At 67.2% G+C, this 16,733-nt stretch carries 16 protein-coding genes; 9 read left to right on the forward strand and 7 right to left on the reverse strand.

Features of this window, described 5'->3' with window-relative positions; all coding sequences use genetic code 11:
• Positions 1-3: 3 nt before the first annotated feature.
• Positions 4-414: an FKBP-type peptidyl-prolyl cis-trans isomerase gene (locus ACSFA5_RS02735; protein WP_435439336.1), complete on the reverse strand. Its 411-nt coding sequence runs from the start codon at positions 412-414 to the stop codon at positions 4-6.
• Between the two features lie 157 nt (positions 415-571).
• On the opposite strand from ACSFA5_RS02735, the gene eat reads away from it, so the two are divergent.
• The 5 genes from eat (at position 572) to ACSFA5_RS02760 (ending at position 5,862) form a co-directional block, all read left to right on the forward strand.
• A complete protein-coding gene (gene eat / locus ACSFA5_RS02740) occupies positions 572-2,014 on the forward strand; it encodes an ethanolamine permease (protein WP_435442469.1) in 1,443 nt (480 codons plus the stop codon).
• Positions 2,015-2,031: 17 nt separating this feature from the next.
• Complete coding sequence (locus ACSFA5_RS02745) at positions 2,032-3,426, forward strand: ethanolamine ammonia-lyase subunit EutB (protein WP_435442470.1); 1,395 nt, start codon at positions 2,032-2,034, stop codon at positions 3,424-3,426.
• Positions 3,423-4,208 carry an ethanolamine ammonia-lyase subunit EutC gene (eutC, locus tag ACSFA5_RS02750; protein WP_435442471.1) on the forward strand — a complete coding sequence of 262 codons (786 nt, stop codon included), beginning with the start codon at positions 3,423-3,425 and terminating at the stop codon, positions 4,206-4,208. Before ACSFA5_RS02745 ends, eutC begins: the two co-directional genes overlap by 4 nt.
• A gap of 66 nt (positions 4,209-4,274) precedes the next feature.
• Positions 4,275-4,619 carry a helix-turn-helix transcriptional regulator gene (locus tag ACSFA5_RS02755; RefSeq protein WP_435442472.1) on the forward strand — a complete coding sequence of 115 codons (345 nt, stop codon included), beginning with the start codon at positions 4,275-4,277 and terminating at the stop codon, positions 4,617-4,619.
• Positions 4,609-5,862: a type II toxin-antitoxin system HipA family toxin gene (locus tag ACSFA5_RS02760; RefSeq protein ID WP_435442473.1), complete on the forward strand. Its 1,254-nt coding sequence runs from the start codon at positions 4,609-4,611 to the stop codon at positions 5,860-5,862. Before ACSFA5_RS02755 ends, ACSFA5_RS02760 begins: the two co-directional genes overlap by 11 nt.
• Here ACSFA5_RS02760 and argC read toward each other — a convergent pair.
• The gene (gene argC, locus ACSFA5_RS02765) at positions 5,859-6,839 is read right to left on the reverse strand and encodes an N-acetyl-gamma-glutamyl-phosphate reductase (RefSeq protein ID WP_435442474.1); all 981 of its coding nucleotides are present in this window, start codon (positions 6,837-6,839) and stop codon (positions 5,859-5,861) included. The genes ACSFA5_RS02760 and argC overlap by 4 nt on opposite strands.
• Before the next feature lie 82 nt (positions 6,840-6,921).
• Between argC and ACSFA5_RS02770 the strand changes: the two genes are divergently transcribed.
• Both ACSFA5_RS02770 and ACSFA5_RS02775 read left to right on the forward strand, forming a co-directional pair.
• A complete protein-coding gene (locus ACSFA5_RS02770) occupies positions 6,922-7,812 on the forward strand; it encodes a LysR family transcriptional regulator (RefSeq protein ID WP_435442475.1) in 891 nt (296 codons plus the stop codon).
• A 362-nt stretch (positions 7,813-8,174) separates the two neighbouring features.
• A complete protein-coding gene (locus ACSFA5_RS02775) occupies positions 8,175-8,441 on the forward strand; it encodes a hypothetical protein (RefSeq protein WP_435442476.1) in 267 nt (88 codons plus the stop codon).
• A 16-nt stretch (positions 8,442-8,457) separates the two neighbouring features.
• Here ACSFA5_RS02775 and ACSFA5_RS02780 read toward each other — a convergent pair whose 3' ends face one another.
• Positions 8,458-8,814 (reverse strand): hypothetical protein, encoded by a 357-nt coding sequence (locus ACSFA5_RS02780; protein WP_435442477.1) that lies wholly within the window; start codon positions 8,812-8,814, stop codon positions 8,458-8,460.
• Positions 8,815-8,989: 175 nt separating this feature from the next.
• Between ACSFA5_RS02780 and ACSFA5_RS02785 the strand changes: the two genes are divergently transcribed.
• Complete coding sequence (locus tag ACSFA5_RS02785; protein WP_435442478.1) at positions 8,990-10,258, forward strand: HAD family hydrolase; 1,269 nt, start codon at positions 8,990-8,992, stop codon at positions 10,256-10,258.
• 27 nt (positions 10,259-10,285) lie between these two features.
• On the opposite strand, the gene ACSFA5_RS02790 is transcribed toward ACSFA5_RS02785, so the two are convergent.
• Genes ACSFA5_RS02790 through ACSFA5_RS02800 form a run of 3 tightly spaced genes read right to left on the reverse strand, consistent with a single transcriptional unit; the run spans position 10,286 to position 14,219 of the window.
• Positions 10,286-11,701, reverse strand: coding sequence for a c-type cytochrome (locus ACSFA5_RS02790; RefSeq protein WP_435442479.1), 1,416 nt, complete (start codon positions 11,699-11,701; stop codon positions 10,286-10,288).
• Positions 11,698-13,470 (reverse strand): GMC family oxidoreductase, encoded by a 1,773-nt coding sequence (locus ACSFA5_RS02795; protein ID WP_435442480.1) that lies wholly within the window; start codon positions 13,468-13,470, stop codon positions 11,698-11,700. The genes ACSFA5_RS02790 and ACSFA5_RS02795 overlap by 4 nt, the downstream gene beginning before the upstream one ends.
• Before the next feature lie 14 nt (positions 13,471-13,484).
• A complete protein-coding gene (locus ACSFA5_RS02800; protein WP_435442481.1) occupies positions 13,485-14,219 on the reverse strand; it encodes a gluconate 2-dehydrogenase subunit 3 family protein in 735 nt (244 codons plus the stop codon).
• A 154-nt stretch (positions 14,220-14,373) separates the two neighbouring features.
• Between ACSFA5_RS02800 and ACSFA5_RS02805 the strand changes: the two genes are divergently transcribed.
• Positions 14,374-14,955, forward strand: a complete 582-nt coding sequence (locus ACSFA5_RS02805; RefSeq protein WP_435442482.1) for a peroxidase-related enzyme — start codon at positions 14,374-14,376, stop codon at positions 14,953-14,955.
• A 12-nt stretch (positions 14,956-14,967) separates the two neighbouring features.
• Here ACSFA5_RS02805 and ACSFA5_RS02810 read toward each other — a convergent pair whose 3' ends face one another.
• Entirely contained in the window at positions 14,968-16,728 is a 1,761-nt protein-coding gene (locus ACSFA5_RS02810; RefSeq protein WP_435442483.1) for a phosphoethanolamine transferase, read from the reverse strand.
• Positions 16,729-16,733: the final 5 nt, after the last annotated feature.

A 16,733-nucleotide genomic window follows, 5' to 3' on the forward strand; every position in this document is an offset into this window, starting at 1 on the left:
CGGTCAGCGCTTGGCGACCGACACCAGCTCGACTTCGAAGTTCAGCGTCGCGTTCGGCGGAATCACACCGCCCGCGCCGCGCGCGCCGTAGGCGATGGACGGCGGGCAGGTCAGCTTGGCCTTGCCGCCGGGCTTCATCTTCTGCACGCCTTCGGTCCAGCACGGGATCACGCCGTTGAGCGGGAACTCGGTGGGTTCGCCGCGCTTGTAGGAACTGTCGAACTCCTTGCCGGTGTCGGGGAAGGTGCCGCGGTAGTGAACCTTGACCACGTCGGTGGCCAGCGGCGAGGCGCCAGTGCCCTCCTTGAGCGACTGGTAGATCAGGCCGCTGGGCGTGGTCACCGGGGCAGACTGCGCAAAGGCAGCGGGAACAGCAAGAACGGACACGAGCGCGGCACAGAAAAAAGACTTCACGAAACACCTCGAGGGTTGAAAGGCCCCGATTATGGCCAGCGCCCACGCAACCCCTGTAAGGGGATATTCGGTGCCTTCGCTCCGCGTGGCCCTTGGTGGAACAGCCCTTGCTTTGCTGAATGTGCACTGTCACCATTCACGAAGAGAGGAAAGCCCCATGCATTCCACCGAAGCCACGCCAGGCCAATCAACCGGACCGACCCGACCCGCCGCACACACCGGCACGGGCCATCTGAAGAAAGTGCTCGGTCCGTTCCAGCTCTGGGGCATCGCAGTCGGCCTTGTCATCTCCGGTGAGTACTTTGGTTGGAGCTACGGCTGGAACACCGCCGGCACGCTCGGTTTCCTGGTCGCCACGGTGCTGGTGGCCACCATGTACACCACTTTCATCTTCAGCTTCACCGAACTGTCGACCGCCATTCCGCATGCGGGCGGGCCCTTCGCCTATGCGCGGCGCGCCTTCGGGCCCACGGGCGGCTTCGTGGCGGGCTTTGCGACACTTGTCGAGTTCGTGTTCGCGCCGCCGGCCATCGCGCTGGCCATCGGCGCGTACCTCAACGTGCAGTTCCCCGGCATCAATCCGAAGTGGTTCGCGCTCGGTGCGTATGTGATCTTCATCGGGTTGAACTGGGTGGGCGTGGGCATTGCGGCGGCCTTCGAGCTCTTCGTGACCGTGCTGGCCATCTTCGAGCTGCTGGTGTTCATGGGCGTGGTCGCGCCGGGCTGGACCATGGCCAACTTCACGGCCAACGGCTGGGCCGGCGGCAACGTGCTGAACGGGGCGGCCATCTCGGGCATCTTCGCGTCCATACCGTTCGCGATCTGGTTCTTTTTGGCCATCGAAGGCGCGGCCATGGCGGCCGAAGAGGCGCGCGACCCGCACCGCACCATTCCCATCGCGTACACCACGGGCATCGTCACGCTGGTGGTGCTGGCCTTCGGCGTGATGATCTTCGCGGGCGGCGTGGGCGACTGGCGCAAGCTGGCGAACATCAACGACCCGCTGCCGCAGGCCATGAAGACGGTGGTGGGCGAGAACAGCGGCTGGCTGCACATGCTGGTGTGGATCGGGCTGTTCGGGCTCATTGCGTCGTTCCACGGAATCATCATGGGCTACTCGCGCCAGATCTTCGCGCTGGCGCGCGCGGGCTACCTGCCGCGCTACTTCGCCGGCCTGAGCCCGCGCTTCGACACCCCGCACCGCGCGCTGCTGGCGGGCGGCGTGATCGGCGTGGTGGCCATCTTCAGCGACGAGTGGGTGCAGTTAGGCGGGCAGACGCTCACCGCCAACATCGTGACCATGGCCGTGCTGGGCGCCATCGTGATGTACCTGATCTCGATGGCCGCGCTCTTCAAGCTGCGCCGCACCGAGCCGAACCTGCTGCGCACCTACCGCGCGCCCTTCTACCCCGTGTTCCCGGCCATCGCGCTGGGCCTGGGCGTGGTCTGCCTGGGCGCGATGGTGTGGTTCAACTTCATGCTGACCGTGCTGTTTCTCGTGCTGATGGCCGCGGCCTACGGCTACTTCCTGCTGACCTCGGCGCAGCGCAAGGCGGCCGCGCCCGACGACATGCTTTCTTCGTCGGCCACCAACGCCTGAACGGCCAGCGAAAGACGATGCGCTACCGCACCACCATCGCCGGCCAGGCCTTCACCTTCGACGACCTCAGGCAGGTCATGGCCGTGGCCAGCCCCGCGCGTTCGGGCGACTACCTCGCGGGCGTGGGCGCGGCCACCGCGCAGCAGCGCATGGCCGCGCGCCATGTGCTGGCCGACACGCCGCTCAAGCAGTTCCTGACGGAAGCGTTGATTCCCTACGAGAGCGACAACATCACCCGTCTCATCATCGACAGCCACGATGCGCAGGCCTTCGCGCCGGTGTCGCACCTCACGGTCGGCGACTTTCGCAACTGGCTGCTGTCAGACCAAGCGACCACCGCCACGCTGACCGCGCTCGCACCCGGCCTCACGCCCGAGATGGTGGCAGCCGTGTCCAAGCTGATGCGCAACCAGGACCTGGTGTCGGTCGCGAAGAAGTGCACGGTCGTCACCCGCTTTCGCGACACCATCGGCCTGCCCGGCCACCTGGCCGTGCGCCTGCAGCCCAACCACCCGACCGACGACCTGCGCGGCGTGGCCGCCTCCACGCTCGACGGCCTGCTCTACGGCGCGGGCGATGCGGTGATCGGCCTGAACCCCGCATCGGACAGCATGCCCGTGCTGGGCCAGCTGCTGCACATGCTCGACGAGGTGATCCAGCGCTTCGAGATTCCCACGCAGAGCTGCGTGCTCACGCACGTGACCAACACGCTCAAGCTCGCGGAAGCCGGCGCGCCGGTGGACCTGGTGTTCCAGTCGATCGCAGGCACAGAGAAGGCCAACCTTTCTTTCGGCGTGACGCCCGAGCTGCTCGACGAGGCCTATGCGGCGGCGCTGTCCCTGAAGCGCGGCACCATCGGCAACAACGTCATATACTTCGAGACAGGACAAGGCAGTGCGCTCTCGGCCAACGCCAACTTCGGCGTCGACCAGCAGACCTGCGAGGTGCGCGCCTATGCGCTGGCGCGGCGCTACAAGCCCTTCCTCATCAACACCGTGGTGGGCTTCATCGGGCCGGAGTATCTGTACGACGGCAAGCAGATCATTCGCGCGGGCCTGGAAGACCACTTCAGCGGCAAGCTGCTGGGCCTGCCCATCGGCTGCGACATCTGCTACACCAACCACGCCGAGGCCGACCAGGACGACATGGACACGCTGCTCGTGCTGCTGGGCACGGCGGGCATCAACTTCATCATGGGCATTCCGGGCGCGGACGACGTGATGCTCAACTACCAGAGCACCTCGTTCCACGACGCGCTGTTCATGCGCGAGACGCTGGGCCTGAAGCGCGCGCCCGAGTTCGAGGCCTGGCTGCAGCGCATGCAGATCACCGACGGCGCAGGCCGGCTCGCGCCGCCTTCGTCCAACCGGCTGCTGGCCGGCATGAGCGGGCTCGCAGCCCTCGCACCATGAGCGATGCCGTCACACCCAACCCCTGGGCGCAATGGCGCTCGGCCACGCCCGCGCGGCTGGCGCTGGGCCGCGCCGGCGCCGGCATGCCGACCGACGAAACGCTGCGTTTCGGCTGGGCGCATGCGATGGCGCGCGATGCCATCCATGCGGCGCTGGACGTCGATGCGCTCCACGCCGCGCTGACCGCACAGCACTGGCAGGTGGCGCGCGCGCGCAGCCAGGCGGCGGACCGCACCGAATACCTGCGGCGACCCGACCTTGGCCGGCGGCTCGATGAAGACGACGCCACGCGCCTGCTGGGCGACCGGCGCTACGGTTGCGATGTCTGTGTCGTCATCGGCGATGGGCTCTCCTCGCTGGCGGTGGCGCGCCATGCCGCACCGCTGCTGGCCGCCCTGCGCTCGCAGCTGCCAGCGCACACCAGCTTCGCGCCCGTGGTCATCGCCACGCAGGCCCGCGTGGCACTGGCCGACGAAGTGGGTGAACTGTTCGGCGCGGCACTCTCCGTGATGCTGATCGGCGAGCGGCCGGGCCTGAGTTCGCCCGACAGCCTGGGCATCTACCTGACCCATTCACCCAAACGCGGGCGGCACGACGCCGAGCGCAACTGCATATCGAACGTCCGGCCCGAAGGCCTGCCCTGCGAGGCCGCCGCGTTCAAGCTCGCGTGGCTGATGCGCGAATCGCTGAGCCGGGGGTTGACCGGCGTCGCGCTCAAGGACGAGAGCGACCTCGTGGTGCTGCAGCAGCGTGACGTTCAGGCGCCGGGCTTGTCCGGGTAGACGCCTTTCTATATCGATAAATACGCAATAAAATGACTCTTAAGCCGTTTAATAGTCATTTTATTGATGTCAAAAAGCAGTCATAGCCTTTCCGCCCTTCCCTCGCAGACCGTCGAGCCCATTGAAAGGCTCGGCTTGCGCCTTCGCGCGCACAGGGTGCACCGCGAATGGACAGTCGCTGAAATGGCCGAGCGGCTGCTGTGCTCCCCCAACACCCTGCGCGCCCTCGAATCGGGCAAGCCCGGCACCAGCATCGGCCTGCTGGTCCATGCGCTGTGGCTTCTGGGCGAGATCGACTCGCTCGACGGCGTGGCCCCGGCCCCCGCGGGACTGGCCGCGAAACGCCGTGTGCGCAGGTCGGCCGTGCAAGGCGCCGCCGGTGTGATTGCGGAGGGCGAGCGTGACTTCTGACAACGACGAGGGCGAACGCCGCATCTACGTCGGACTCGCGCAGCACACGGGCGAGCAGGTGCAACCTGCCGGCTTGATGAAGGTCGCTCGCCGAGGCGTCGTGGAGTCCGGCGAATTCGCCTACGGCCGCCGCTACCTCGAAGACCCCGCGGCCGCGCCGCTCAACCCGGAGCACCTGCCGCTGCGCGATGCCGCCTTCGTGCTCGCCGAGCGCCGCATCCGCGACGGCGGCGCCATGCCGCTCACGCTGCGCGATGCACTGCCCGAAAGCTGGGGCCGCAAGGTGCTTGAGATCCGCCAGGGCAAGCCGCTCTCGGACATCGATGCATTGCTCCTGACCAACGAGGACCGCATCGGCGCCATGGTGTTTGCCGAAGCGTTGCCCATCCGAAGCGAGGAGCCGCCGGCCACGCTCTGGTCGCTCCAGGAACTCGCCGAAGCCTCGCGCCGCGTCGAGGACGGAATGGACATAGGCCCCGACATGCATCTGTTGCTGCGCGGCGCCAGCCTTGGCGGTGCACGCCCCAAGACGGCCTTTGCGCACGAGGGCCGGCGCTGCATCGCCAAGTTCGCATCGCGCGGGGATGACCACGACGTGGAAGTGATCGAAGCAGCCACACTGTGGGTGGCCGATGCCTGTGGCATCGAAGTCCCGCCCTTTCTGCTGCAACCCCTTGCGTCAGGGCACGCCTTGCTGGTCGAGCGCTTCGACCGCGCGGGGCCGGTGACCGACGAGCGGCGTTTTCACTACCTCTCGGCCTCGGCGCTGCTCGATGTGCCTTATGAATCGAGCCGGGGGAGCTACATCGAACTGGCGCAGCTGCTGCGGCGCATCTCGCGGCAGCCGCAGGAAGACCTGGCCGAGTTGTTCCGACGCATGGTGTTCAACCTGGCGGTGGGCAACAGCGACGATCACGTCAAGAACCATGGCGCGTTGCGGGGCGAAGACGGAAAGTGGCGTCTGGCGCCTGCCTTCGACCTCGTGATGCAGTTGAGCGGCCACACCGGTTATCAGGAACTCGCCATTCTTCCGGGGCAGCACGCGGCCAGCCTCGCGCTGGCGCGTGAGGCGGCACCGCACTTCGGGCTGACGGCCGTCGCGGCGGAAAAAGTCATCGTTGCGATTGGCGAAACGGTTGGCCTTCATGCAGCGGCCAGTGTGGCGTCTGCCGGCGGAAATCAGGCGCTCGTGCGGCGCGTGGCGAGCTTCATCAAGCAGCAGGCTGAACGCGTCGGGGCTTAGGGCTGGCTCGCGGCTTGCCCGACGGCGTTGATGAGGCGCAGTGAATGAGCCCTCGCCATCAGCCGCAGGTTCTGCACGGCCGCGCCCGCGGCACCCTTGCCCAGATTGTCCAGAACCGCGCTCAAGACGATCTGGCCTGTGCGTTCATTGCATGCGACGGCCAGGCTCATGTCGTTCAAGCCGTTGTGGACTTGCGGATCCAGTTCGGTCATGGGCTCGGCAGACGACATCGGCAGCACACGCACATGCGCCGTATCGCGATACCGCTCCAGCAGGCATTCGTGGATGCGTGCGCCCGAAGCATCGGCGGGAAGCATTCGCGCGTGCAGGCCGATGGTGAGCACGATGCCCTGCCGGTAGCTGGCATAGGCCGGCACGAAGAGGGGCCGCTGCGCCAAGCCCGCATAGACCTCGATTTCCGGCACGTGCTTGTGCTCGAGTGCAAGGCCATAGACCTTCAACGAACGCGCCGCCGCCCCCGCTCCCGCCCTTGTTACGGCCTCGTGCGCTTCCGCCCCTGCCCTGCCCTGGCCCGAATAGCCCGAGACCGCATGGATGACAAGCGGATAACCGGCGGGCAACAGGCCCGCATCAGTCAACGGGCGCAGCAGGGCGACCGCAGCCGTGGGATAGCAGCCCGGATTCGTGACCCGCAATGCCGAGGCGATGCGTTCGCCTTGCAGCGCATCGAGTTCCGGCAGGCCGTAGACCCAGCCCGGGCTGGTGCGGTGGGCCGAGCTGGCGTCGATGACACGCACCGAAGGGTTCTCGATCATCGCCACCGCGTCGCGCGCCGCGGCATCGGGCAGGCAAAGGATGGCAATGTCGCACTCGTTGAGCGCGACCCGTCGGGCGGCCGCGTCCTTGCGCAAGTCGGCAGGCAGTGTGCGGATGCGGAATTCCCCGCCCCGCAGGCGGTTTTGCAGGTCCAGGCCGGTGGTGCCCTGGTCGCCGTCGATGAAGATGTTGAGGTCCATGGCGTGCGATCGTAGGGACAGGACATCGATGGCTCCAGCTAAATATATGCAACCCCGGATTAAGAAAAGTTAAATTAGCGGCATGCGTGAACTGAGCCTCGACCATCTGCGCACCCTTGTCGCCATCGCCGATCTCGGCTCCCTGGCCAATGCCGCGCGCGCCCTTCACCTGGCTGCCCCCACAGTCACTGTTCAGATCGCGGAACTCGAGTCGCGCCTGCGTGGCCAATTGCTCGTTCGCGGGCGGGGGCCCGCGCAGCCCACCGCCTTGGGCGAGCGGTTCATCGCGCGCGCCCGCAGGCTGCTGGCGGATGCGGACGACGCCGTGGAAGACGTTCGGCGCCAGCTCGCCGGGCAAACGGGCCGTGTGCGGGTGGGTGCCTCGACGGGCGCCATTGCGCACCTGCTGCCGCCCGCGCTCGAACGTCTTGCCCGGAACCATCCTGGCATCGACGTGAACGTGCAGGTGCTGACCTCCAACGACAGCATGGCCCGGCTCGCCGCAGGCAGCCTCGACCTGGCGGTCGTGGCGCTGCCGCAGCCGCCTGTGCGCGGCGTTCATGTCACGCCCCTGCGGCGCGAGGCTGTCGTCGCCTTTCTGCCGGCGGACTGGAAAGCCCCCAGGCGGCTGACACCGCAGTGGCTGGCCCAGCACCCGCTGATCATGAACGACGCGTCCACACGTCTCTACCGGCTGACCGCGGAATGGTTCTCCGCGGCGGGCGTGCATTGCCGGCCGCGCATCGAACTCAACTACAACGACGCGATCAGGACGCTGGTCGCCGCCGGCTACGGCGCGGCCTTGCTGCCGGAGGAATCGCACGAGCCCACGCGGGACCCTCGCATCGCCGTTCGTCCGCTCAGCCCGGCACTATGGCGCCAGCTGGGTCTGGCGGTCAGCGACAGGGGCGCCAGCGGACCGACACGTTTCGTCCTGGATGCGTTGCTGCCTGAAAAGAACTCGGCCGCATGAGTCCGTGCCGGGCGCTGCGGGGGGCCGACTGCGGGGCCGCACCGCATCCCTCGCAGGACGATGCAACTGACACCGCCGCGATGACGCCGGAGCTTTGACTCACGCCGTCCAGCGAGATGTGCGCCATGACCTTGAGCGTTCTCATGCGGCTCTCCGTGCTTGGGTTGGGGGGTGCGGTTCGGTCGCCCTGGCGAGGCAGTCGCGGTGCGGGCAGCGCGCTGCGAATGGCAGTGGCGACCGGCGGCAACGTCGACAGCCACCGGCGAAAAGCGCCTACAGCGCAAGCCATCCACCGCGTACGCCGGCGTCCGCGCGAACGGCTAGTGTCGAGCTACAAAACCACTCCAACACAAGGACGTCTCATGAAGCTCTCTCGCACTCTGCTCGCGCTCGCTGCCGCTGGCGCATTCCTCACCATGGCCGGCGCAGCCGAAGCCAAAGGCTGCATCAAGGGCGCCGTGGTGGGCGGTGTCGGCGGCCACGTCGCAGGGCATCACGGCCTGATCGGCGCGGCGGGCGGCTGCGTGGTCGGGCGGCACATGGCCAACAAGAAGGACAAGGAAGCCGAAGCGGCCGCCATGCAGCGCGCGCCCGCGGAGCCCTCGTCCAATGCGCCTGCCAAGCAGTGACAGCAGCGCGCGCCAGCTAGGCGCGAAACCAGATCCTGACCGTCACATAGAGCGCATAGCCAAGGGCCACCACGATCCACAGCAGGAAGAACATGTTGGCCCAGTACTCGGCGGCATTGGCGGCCAAGGTATAGACCTGGGCCTTGCAACCTTTGCCCAGGCATGACACTTCGCCCCTGACCAGCGCGCCCAGCAGCGCGAACAACAGGTAGCACGACACGCCGGCGGTCAGCAGGAATCCGAAGGGCCCGACCAACCCTTCGGTACGTTGGTCGTTCTCGTCTCTGTAGCCTTTGCGCAGCTGGTTCTGTCCGAACTTGTACCAGGCGAAGCCGAGCGACAGCATCAATGAGTAGTAAATGACATCACGCATGGCCGCGATTGTCCACGGCGGCTGAACAGATCCGTCGGGTCTTGGGCTTTTGCATGGGTGTGGTCCGGTTCCTTGCGCAGCCTGGCACGGCTGATGCGTAGGGCGATGTGGAAGTGTCACGGGCGTTGCATACGCTGCGTGCTCCTCACCCACAACGCACAACAACAGGGAACGCATGCAACGCAGACTCGCCCTTCTCACCCCAGTGGCCGCCGCACTCGTCGCCACAGGCTGCGCCAGCTTCTCGCCCGGCAAAAGCCAGGCCCTGGCCCCGGGCCACTGGGACGCCTTCAACCGCGCGCAGATCGAGGGCCTGATCGCCGGCCTTGGCAAGGGCAGCCCAGGCTACAACGGCGCCAAGCCGCCCTATGTGGTGTTCGACTGGGACAACACCAGCGTCTTCCTCGACATCGAGGAAGCCTCGCTGATCTACCAGCTCGAGAACCTTGTCTTCAGCGCCACGCCCGCGCAGCTCGAAGTGGCGCTGCGCAAGAACATCCCGAAGAAAGATTTTCTTCCGGCCTTCAACAACGCGGCCGGCCAGCCCGTGAACATCGACCGCGTGGTGCCCGACATCGTGGCCAGCTACACGTGGCTGTACCAGAACTACAAGGGAATGAAGGGCGAGCAGTCGCTCGCGGTGGTGGCGATGAGCCCGCACTACGGCGCCTTCATCACCAAGGTTCGGTACCTGTACGAAGCCATCGGCGACACCTTCGACCACGACACGGCCTACCCGTGGGTGACGTACCTGTTCGCCGGCATGACCGAGGCGCAGGTGCGCAAGCTCACGGCCGACACGGTGGCATGGCAGCTGAAGGAGCCGGTGGTCAAGGTCAAGTGGACATCGCCCACCGCGCTGCCAGGTCGCTCGGGCGTGGTGTCGGTCAGCTGGAAGAACGGCCTGCGCCTGCAGCCCGAAATGCAGGACCTGTACGCCGCCTTCCGCAACGCGGGCTTCGACGTGTGGGTGTGTTCAGCATCGTTCGTCGACGTGATCAAGGAGATTTCCTCCAACCCCGCCTTCGGCTACAACAACCCGCCCGAGCGCGTGCTGGCGATGGAGCTGGAGCGCGACGCCCGGGGCGTGATCCAGCCCGAGTTCCGCCGCGGCTACGACCAGACGCAAGGCCCGGGCAAGACGAAGAACATCCAGCGCTTCCTGGTGAGCAAGTACGGCTACGGCCCGAGCTTCATCGCGGGTGACAGCGAAGGCGACCAGAACATGATGGCCGACTTCGCCGACACGAAGAAGGTGCTGATCGTCAACCGCCTGCGCGACCCGAAGACCGACATCGGCAAGTTCTCCGCCATGGCGGTGCAGAACTACGGCAAGGCCGACACGCGCTACCTGCTGCAGGGGCGCGACGACAACACCGGCGCGTGGGTGCCATCGCAACTGCACACGCCGCTGGGCGCAACGCAGGGCAAGGCGCTCAAGTAAGAGCGCCCTGCCCCGTTCGCAGCGAGGTCACTGCGCCTTCGCCGTCGCCACCGGCTTGATCGCATCGCGCACCTTGGCCACCTGCGCGGCCGTCACGGCCTCGCCCTGGTTGCCCCAGCTCGAGCGCGCAAAGCTCAACACGCTAGCCACGTCGGCATCGGTCAGGCGCCAGCCGAAGTCGGGCATGGCGATGGGCGACGGTGCCTGCGCGGTGCTGGGCATGGCCGAGCCCGCGAGCACCAGGCGGATCAGCGAGGTCGGGTCTTTCGCGTTCACCACGCTGTTGCCGGCCAGCGCCGGAAAGGTCTTGTTCGCACCCGTGCCGTCGGAGCGGTGGCAGGCGTTGCAGTTGTTCAGGTAGACCATCGCGCCGCTGTTGCCTTCGACCGTGCCGTTGCGCAGCGCCAGCGAGGTCGGGTGCTGCGGCGCGGCCGCGACCAGCGATGCCTGCGACGGTACGCCCTGCGCGCCTTCCTTGGCGCCGAGCGACTGCAGGTACGTGGCCACGGACTTCAGGTCCTGCGTGGACATGTGCTGCGTGCTGTTCTGCACCACGTCGACCATCGCGCCGAAGGCGGCCGTGTGGCCGGTGCGACCCGTCTGCAGGTACTGCACGATGTCTTCGGACGACCACTGGGCCATGGTGGGCCGGTCGGTGTGGCGCAGCGGTTGCGCGTACCAGCCGTCGATGATCGCGCCCGACAGGTAGACCTCGCCCTTCTTGTCGCTGGCCGCCTTCACGCCGCCGAGCATGCTGCGCGGCGTATGGCAGTCGCCGCAATGGCCCAGGCCCTGCACGAGGTAGGCGCCGCGGTTCCACTCGGCGCTGCGCGCGCCGTCGTTCTGGTAGACGCCCTTGTCGAGGTAGATCCAGTTCCAGCCGACCATCAGGCTGCGCATGCTGAAGGGCCATGGCAGGTCGGTGGCCGGCGGCTTCTGCGCGACGGGTTGCACGCCGTTGCGAAAGAAGGTGAACAGCGCATGCATGTCGTCGTCGTTCACGCGGGCGAACGACGGGTACGGCATGGCGGGGTAGAGCCGGTGGCCGTCCCTGGCCACGCCTTCGCGCAGCGCGCGGGCGAAGTCGGCCTCGGTGTAGGCGCCAATGCCCGCTTCGGGGTCGGGCGAGATGTTGGTGGAGACTATGGTGCCGAACGGCGTCTTCATCGGCAGGCCACCGCCGAAGGCAGGCTTGCCCGGCGCGGTGTGGCAGCTGACGCAGTCGCCGGCACGGGCCAGGTAACGGCCGCGCTCCAGCACGGGGTCTGCGGAGGCAGCGGGTGCGGCCACAGGCACTGTTGCCGGAGCGGATGCGGATGCCGCGCCAGATGCGGCTGCGGCAGGTGCGTCCGCCTTTTGCGCCACGGCCCAGGCCCCGGCGCAGAACAACACCGCCGCCGCAGCCACGACGCCGCACGCACGGTAAGCACGGCGCGCGCTCATGCCAGCGCCCCCGGGTTCTTCAGGTACTGCTCGCGAATGGCCTTGGCCGACCAGTAGGCCAGCGCGCCCACCATGCCGGTCGGGTTGTAGCCGAAGTTCTGCGGAAAGGCGCTCGCGCCCATCACGAACACGTTGGGCACGTCCCACACCTGCAGGAAGCGGTTGACGGCGCTGGTCGCGGGGTCGGTGCCCATCGGCGCACCGCCGGTGTTGTGGGTCGACTGGTAGAAGCGCACGTCGTAGTGGGCGTCGGGCTTCTGGAAGTTCATCTTCATCTGCTTGGGCCCCATGGCCTTGGCGATCTGCTCGACCTTGGTCCCGATGAACTGCGTCATGGCCAGGTCGTTGGCCTTCCAGTCGAAGGTCATGCGCAGCAGCGGCTGGCCGTGCACGTCCTTGTAGGTCGGGTCGAGGTCGAGGTAGTTGTCGCGGTAGGCCATCACCGAGCCCTGGCTGCCCACGCTGGCCTGGTAGATGTAGTTTTCCTTCACGGCCTTCTTCCAGCCTGCGCCCCAGGCGGGCGCGCCGGGCGGCAGGGCCATCTGCTGGATCGGCCGTCCACCGGTGTTGATGGCGTTGATGGTCGCACCACCGATGAAGCCGAGCGGCCCGTGGTCGAAGTTGTCGCCGTCGAAGTCGTCGATCACCGAGCCGCTGGCACCCGCGCCCACGAAGGGGTTCATCGGCTGGTTCTTGTCGAAGAACAGGCTGGCGCCGCCGTTGAGCTGGTAGGCGTAGTTGCGGCCCACCACGCCTTCGCCGGTGGCGGGGTCGTACTTCTTGCCGATGTTCGACAGCAGCAGCAGGCGCACGTTGTGGAACTGGTAGGCGCACAGCACCACCAGGTCGGCCGGCTGCTCGACCTCGTTGCCTTCGGCGTCGATGTAGGTCACGCCGGTGGCGCGCTTGCCGTCGGGCGACATGTTGACGCGAAGCACATGCGACCTGGTGCGCAGCTCGAAGTTGGGCCGCTTCATCAGCACCGGCAGCAGCGTGGTCTGCGGCGAGGCCTTCGAATACATGTAGCAGCCGTAGCGCTCGCAGAAGCCGCAGAAGTTGCACGGCCCGAGCTGCGCGCCGTGCGGGTTGGTGTAGGCGCGCGACGCGTTGGCGGCGGCCTGCGGGAACGGGTGGTAGCCCAGCTCGCGCGCGGCCTTTTCGAACAGCACCGCGCTGTTGACGGAGGCCAGCGGCGGCAGCGGAAACTCGTTGGCGCGCGCGCCTTCGAAGGGGTTGCCGCCGGGCTGGATCTTGCCGCCGATGTTGCCGGCCTTGCCCGAGGTGCCGCAGATCTTTTCGAACTGGTCGAAGTGCGGTTCGAGCTCCTCGTAGCTCACGCCGAAGTCCTGGATGGTCATGCCCTCGGGAATGAACTTCTTGCCGTAGCGCTCTTCGTAGGTGCTGCGAATGCGCAGGTCGCTGGGCAGCGGTCGCCAGTGGTGGCCGTTCCAGTGAACACCCGCACCGCCCACGCCGTCGCCGGGCAGAAAGGAGGCGAGTTGCCGGTACGGCACGGCGATCTCGCCCGGGGTGTGGCGGATGGTGACGGTCTCGCGCGACAGGTTCTGGAACAGCTTGCCGCGGATGCCGTAGCTCAGCTCGTCGGTGATGCGCGGGTAGGCGAAGTCGGGCTGGGTGTCGCGGTTCTCGCCGCGCTCCAGCGCCAGCACCTTCAGGCCTGCGGCGGTGAGCTCCATGCCCATGATGGCGCCGGTCCAGCCGAAGCCGACCAGCACTGCGTCGACGCTGGGTTTCTTGATGTTTGCCATGGTGGGTGCGCCCTTCAGCCCTGCGGGCCGGCGATGCTCACCGGCGGCAGGTTGTACTTGACGCCAGGGCGGTCGACCCAGTCGGCATAGTCGGCGCGCGCGCCGGGGAAGCCGATCATCTTCCAGGCGGCGGCGTTCTTGTTGCCGCCGTGGATGGGGTCGCTGAAATAGCCTTCCTTGGTGTTCTGCAGCAGGAAGCCGAAGAAGTCGGTCGCACCCACGCCGTCGAGCGTGACGCTTCCCGCCTCCAGGCCCTTGAGCACCTCGTCCTGCTGCGCCGCGCTGAGCTGCGCGAAGAGCTTGTCGGCGAACTGCTTGCGGCAGTACGCGTCGGTGGCCGCGATGCCCGCGCGGTACACCTCGCGCGGCGGCATCTTCTTCTGGTAGCCGAACAGCGGCGACACCTCCACGAACGGGCCCTGCATGTACCAGGTGGCCGCATGGCCGAAGGCGCCCTCCATCTGCCGGTCGATGAACTCGGGCACGCCCGCTTCGACTGCACCGGGGCCGGTGTCGTCGGAGGGGATGAGCCGTGCGACAGCGGCTTGCACGAAGCGCCACTCGTCGGCGTTGAAGTAGACCGGGGTGTAGGGGGACGCCGGGCTGGCTGCGGGAGCTGGAGCGGGTGCGGCGGGCTGCGCGAGCGCCGCCCCCGCAATGCCACCGGCGCCGAATGCCGTGGCGGCTGGCACGATGGCGATGGACCGGCGCAGGAAGCCGCGCCGGTCGGAATGCGAGACGTCTTTCATCGCGTTATGTGCGGCATGGGGCCGCCTGTTGTTGTGCGAACGTTCATCATGGCGATGCCGCGCGCAACATCTTGTAGGAAAGTGTCCTGCCTATCATGGAAGTCGCGCGACGCCTTTCAAGGCGCTTTCAAACCGATCACCCGATGGAGACAAGATGACTGCCACCCGCTACCCGCTCGCCGAACTGAAAGACCTGCCCGAGGACATCCGCACCGCCATCCTCGCGGTGCAGGAAAAGGCCGGCTTCGTGCCCAACGTGTTCCTGGGCCTGGCCCGCCGTCCCGCCGAATGGCGCGCGTTCTTCGCGTACCACGACGCCCTGATGCTCAAGGAGGAAGGTTCGCTCACCAAGGGCGACCGCGAGATGATCGTCACCACCACCAGCGCGGCCAACCAGTGCCTCTACTGCGTGGTGGCGCACGGCGCGCTGCTGCGCATCTACGAGAAGAAGCCGCTGGTGGCCGACCAGGTGGCGGTGAACTACCGCAAGGCCGACATCACGCCGCGCCAGCGCGCAATGCTCGACTTTGCAATGAAGGTCTGCGACCGCTCGCACGAGATCGACGAGACCGACTTTCCGCCGCTGCATGCCCACGGCTTCGACGACGAGGACATCTGGGACATCGCGGCCATCACCGCCTTCTTCGGGCTGAGCAACCGGCTGGCCAGCTTCAGCGGCATGCAGCCGAACAACGAGTTCTTCCTGATGGGGCGGGTGCCCCGGGAGAAGAAGTAAGGCCGGCCGCTGTCAGCCCTTGGCGCGGCAGGACGCGAGCGCGTCGAGGGCGGGCTTGTAGGTGGGCGTGTTCACGTCCATCACGCCCAGCACCGTGTGATAGAGGTTGTCGTGCGTCAGCGGCGCGTCGAGCCCCGCTTCCATGCACGATCGCGAGAGCTTGCGCCGCTCGCTCAGGCCGTCGCTGAACCACGTGACCATGGGCACGTGCTTCTGGGCCTCGGGGGCGAAGCTGTACGGCACGCCGTGCAGGAACAGGCCGTACTCGCCGAGCGACTCGCCGTGATCGCTCACGTAGAGCATCCCAGGGTCGTAGGTCTTGGACTGCGCCTTGAGCCAGTCGATCGTTTCGCCGAGGAAGCGGTCGGTCTGCGCGATCGAGTTGTCGTACACGTTCATCAGCTCGTTGTGCCCGCATTCGGCCAGTGCGTTGGTCTTGCACTCGGGCTGGAAGCGCTTCATGTCGGGCGCGGAACGCTTGTAGTAGGCAGGGCCGTGGCTGCCCATCTGGTGCATGACCAGCACGATGCCCTTGGCACGGCGCTCGGCCGGCAGCGCGGCGATGCGCTCGTCCAGGTTCTTCAGCATCACGTCGTCCAGGCATTCGTCGCCGTCGCACAGCGCCTTCTTGGTGGCGGCGTCGAGGCCGTCGAAGGCCGAGGCGTTGGGCACGCGCACGCACACGCCCTTGCAGCCGGCCTGGTTGTCGAGCCAGAACACCGCCAGCCCGGAGGCCTGCAGCACGTCCATGAGCGACTCGTAGTCGTCCTTGCGCGACTCGTAGCCCTGCTTGCCCAGCGGCGAGAACATGCACGGCACAGAAGCCAGCGTGTTGGTGCCGCAGGAGTGCACGTCGCGGTAGCTCAGCACGCCGCGCTTGGCGAGCTCGGGCGTGGTGTCGCGGGCGTAGCCGTTCAACGCGAAGTGGTCGGCCCGCGCGGTTTCACCCACCACCACCACGAACAGCGGCGGCTTGGTCTGCGCCGCATAGCTCGCGCCCAGCGCCGTGCCGGCCGTGATCGGAATGAGCTTGCCGCTGCGCTTGAACAGCGGCTTGATGAGCAGCGAACCCGTGGAATACAGGGTCGCGATGGGGTTCATCATGTAGCGCAGATGGATGTTGTTGCGCATCAGGGGCGCAAGCTCGCGGTTCATCGCCACGCCCGTGCCCACCGCCACGACGGCGGCCAGCAGCAGCAGGGCCACATTGCGCCAGAGCTTGGACAGGAAGCGCATCGGCAGGATGCGCACGCGCCAGAGCGCCCATCCCGCCGGCAGCGCGACGACCAGCACGTTGAAGGCCATGCGCCAGCTCAACAGGTCGCGCGCCTCGTTCGGATCGGTTTGCAGCGCGTTGGCGATCATGGTCGGGTCCATGACGATGCGGTACTCGAGCATGTAGTGCTGCACCACGGCGGCCAGCACGACCACGGCGAACCACACCGGCTTCATCCAGCGCGACCAGGCCGTGAACGACAGCATGGCCACCAGGCCGCACAGTGTGAGCAGGCTCATCACCGCGATGGTGAGCAGGTAGGTGCTCGGGGCACCGCCGATGCGGGCCAGATCGTTCCAGAGAGGCCAGTTGGTCGTCAGGACCAGGTAGAGGCTGAGCCACAGGACGACGACGCCGGCTGAGCGCGGCTGGGCCAGCCATCGGTCGAGGCGCGCCCACAGGCCGCTGCCCGCTCGTGTCTGCGACGTGCGTGCCTCTTGGGGCTCAGAGATATCCAGGCGCCGCAAGGGTGGGGGCGCAATTCGCGAAACAGACATGCGAC

Source organism: Variovorax monticola (genome assembly GCF_051216855.1).
Classification (GTDB): Bacteria; Pseudomonadota; Gammaproteobacteria; order Burkholderiales; family Burkholderiaceae_C; genus Variovorax.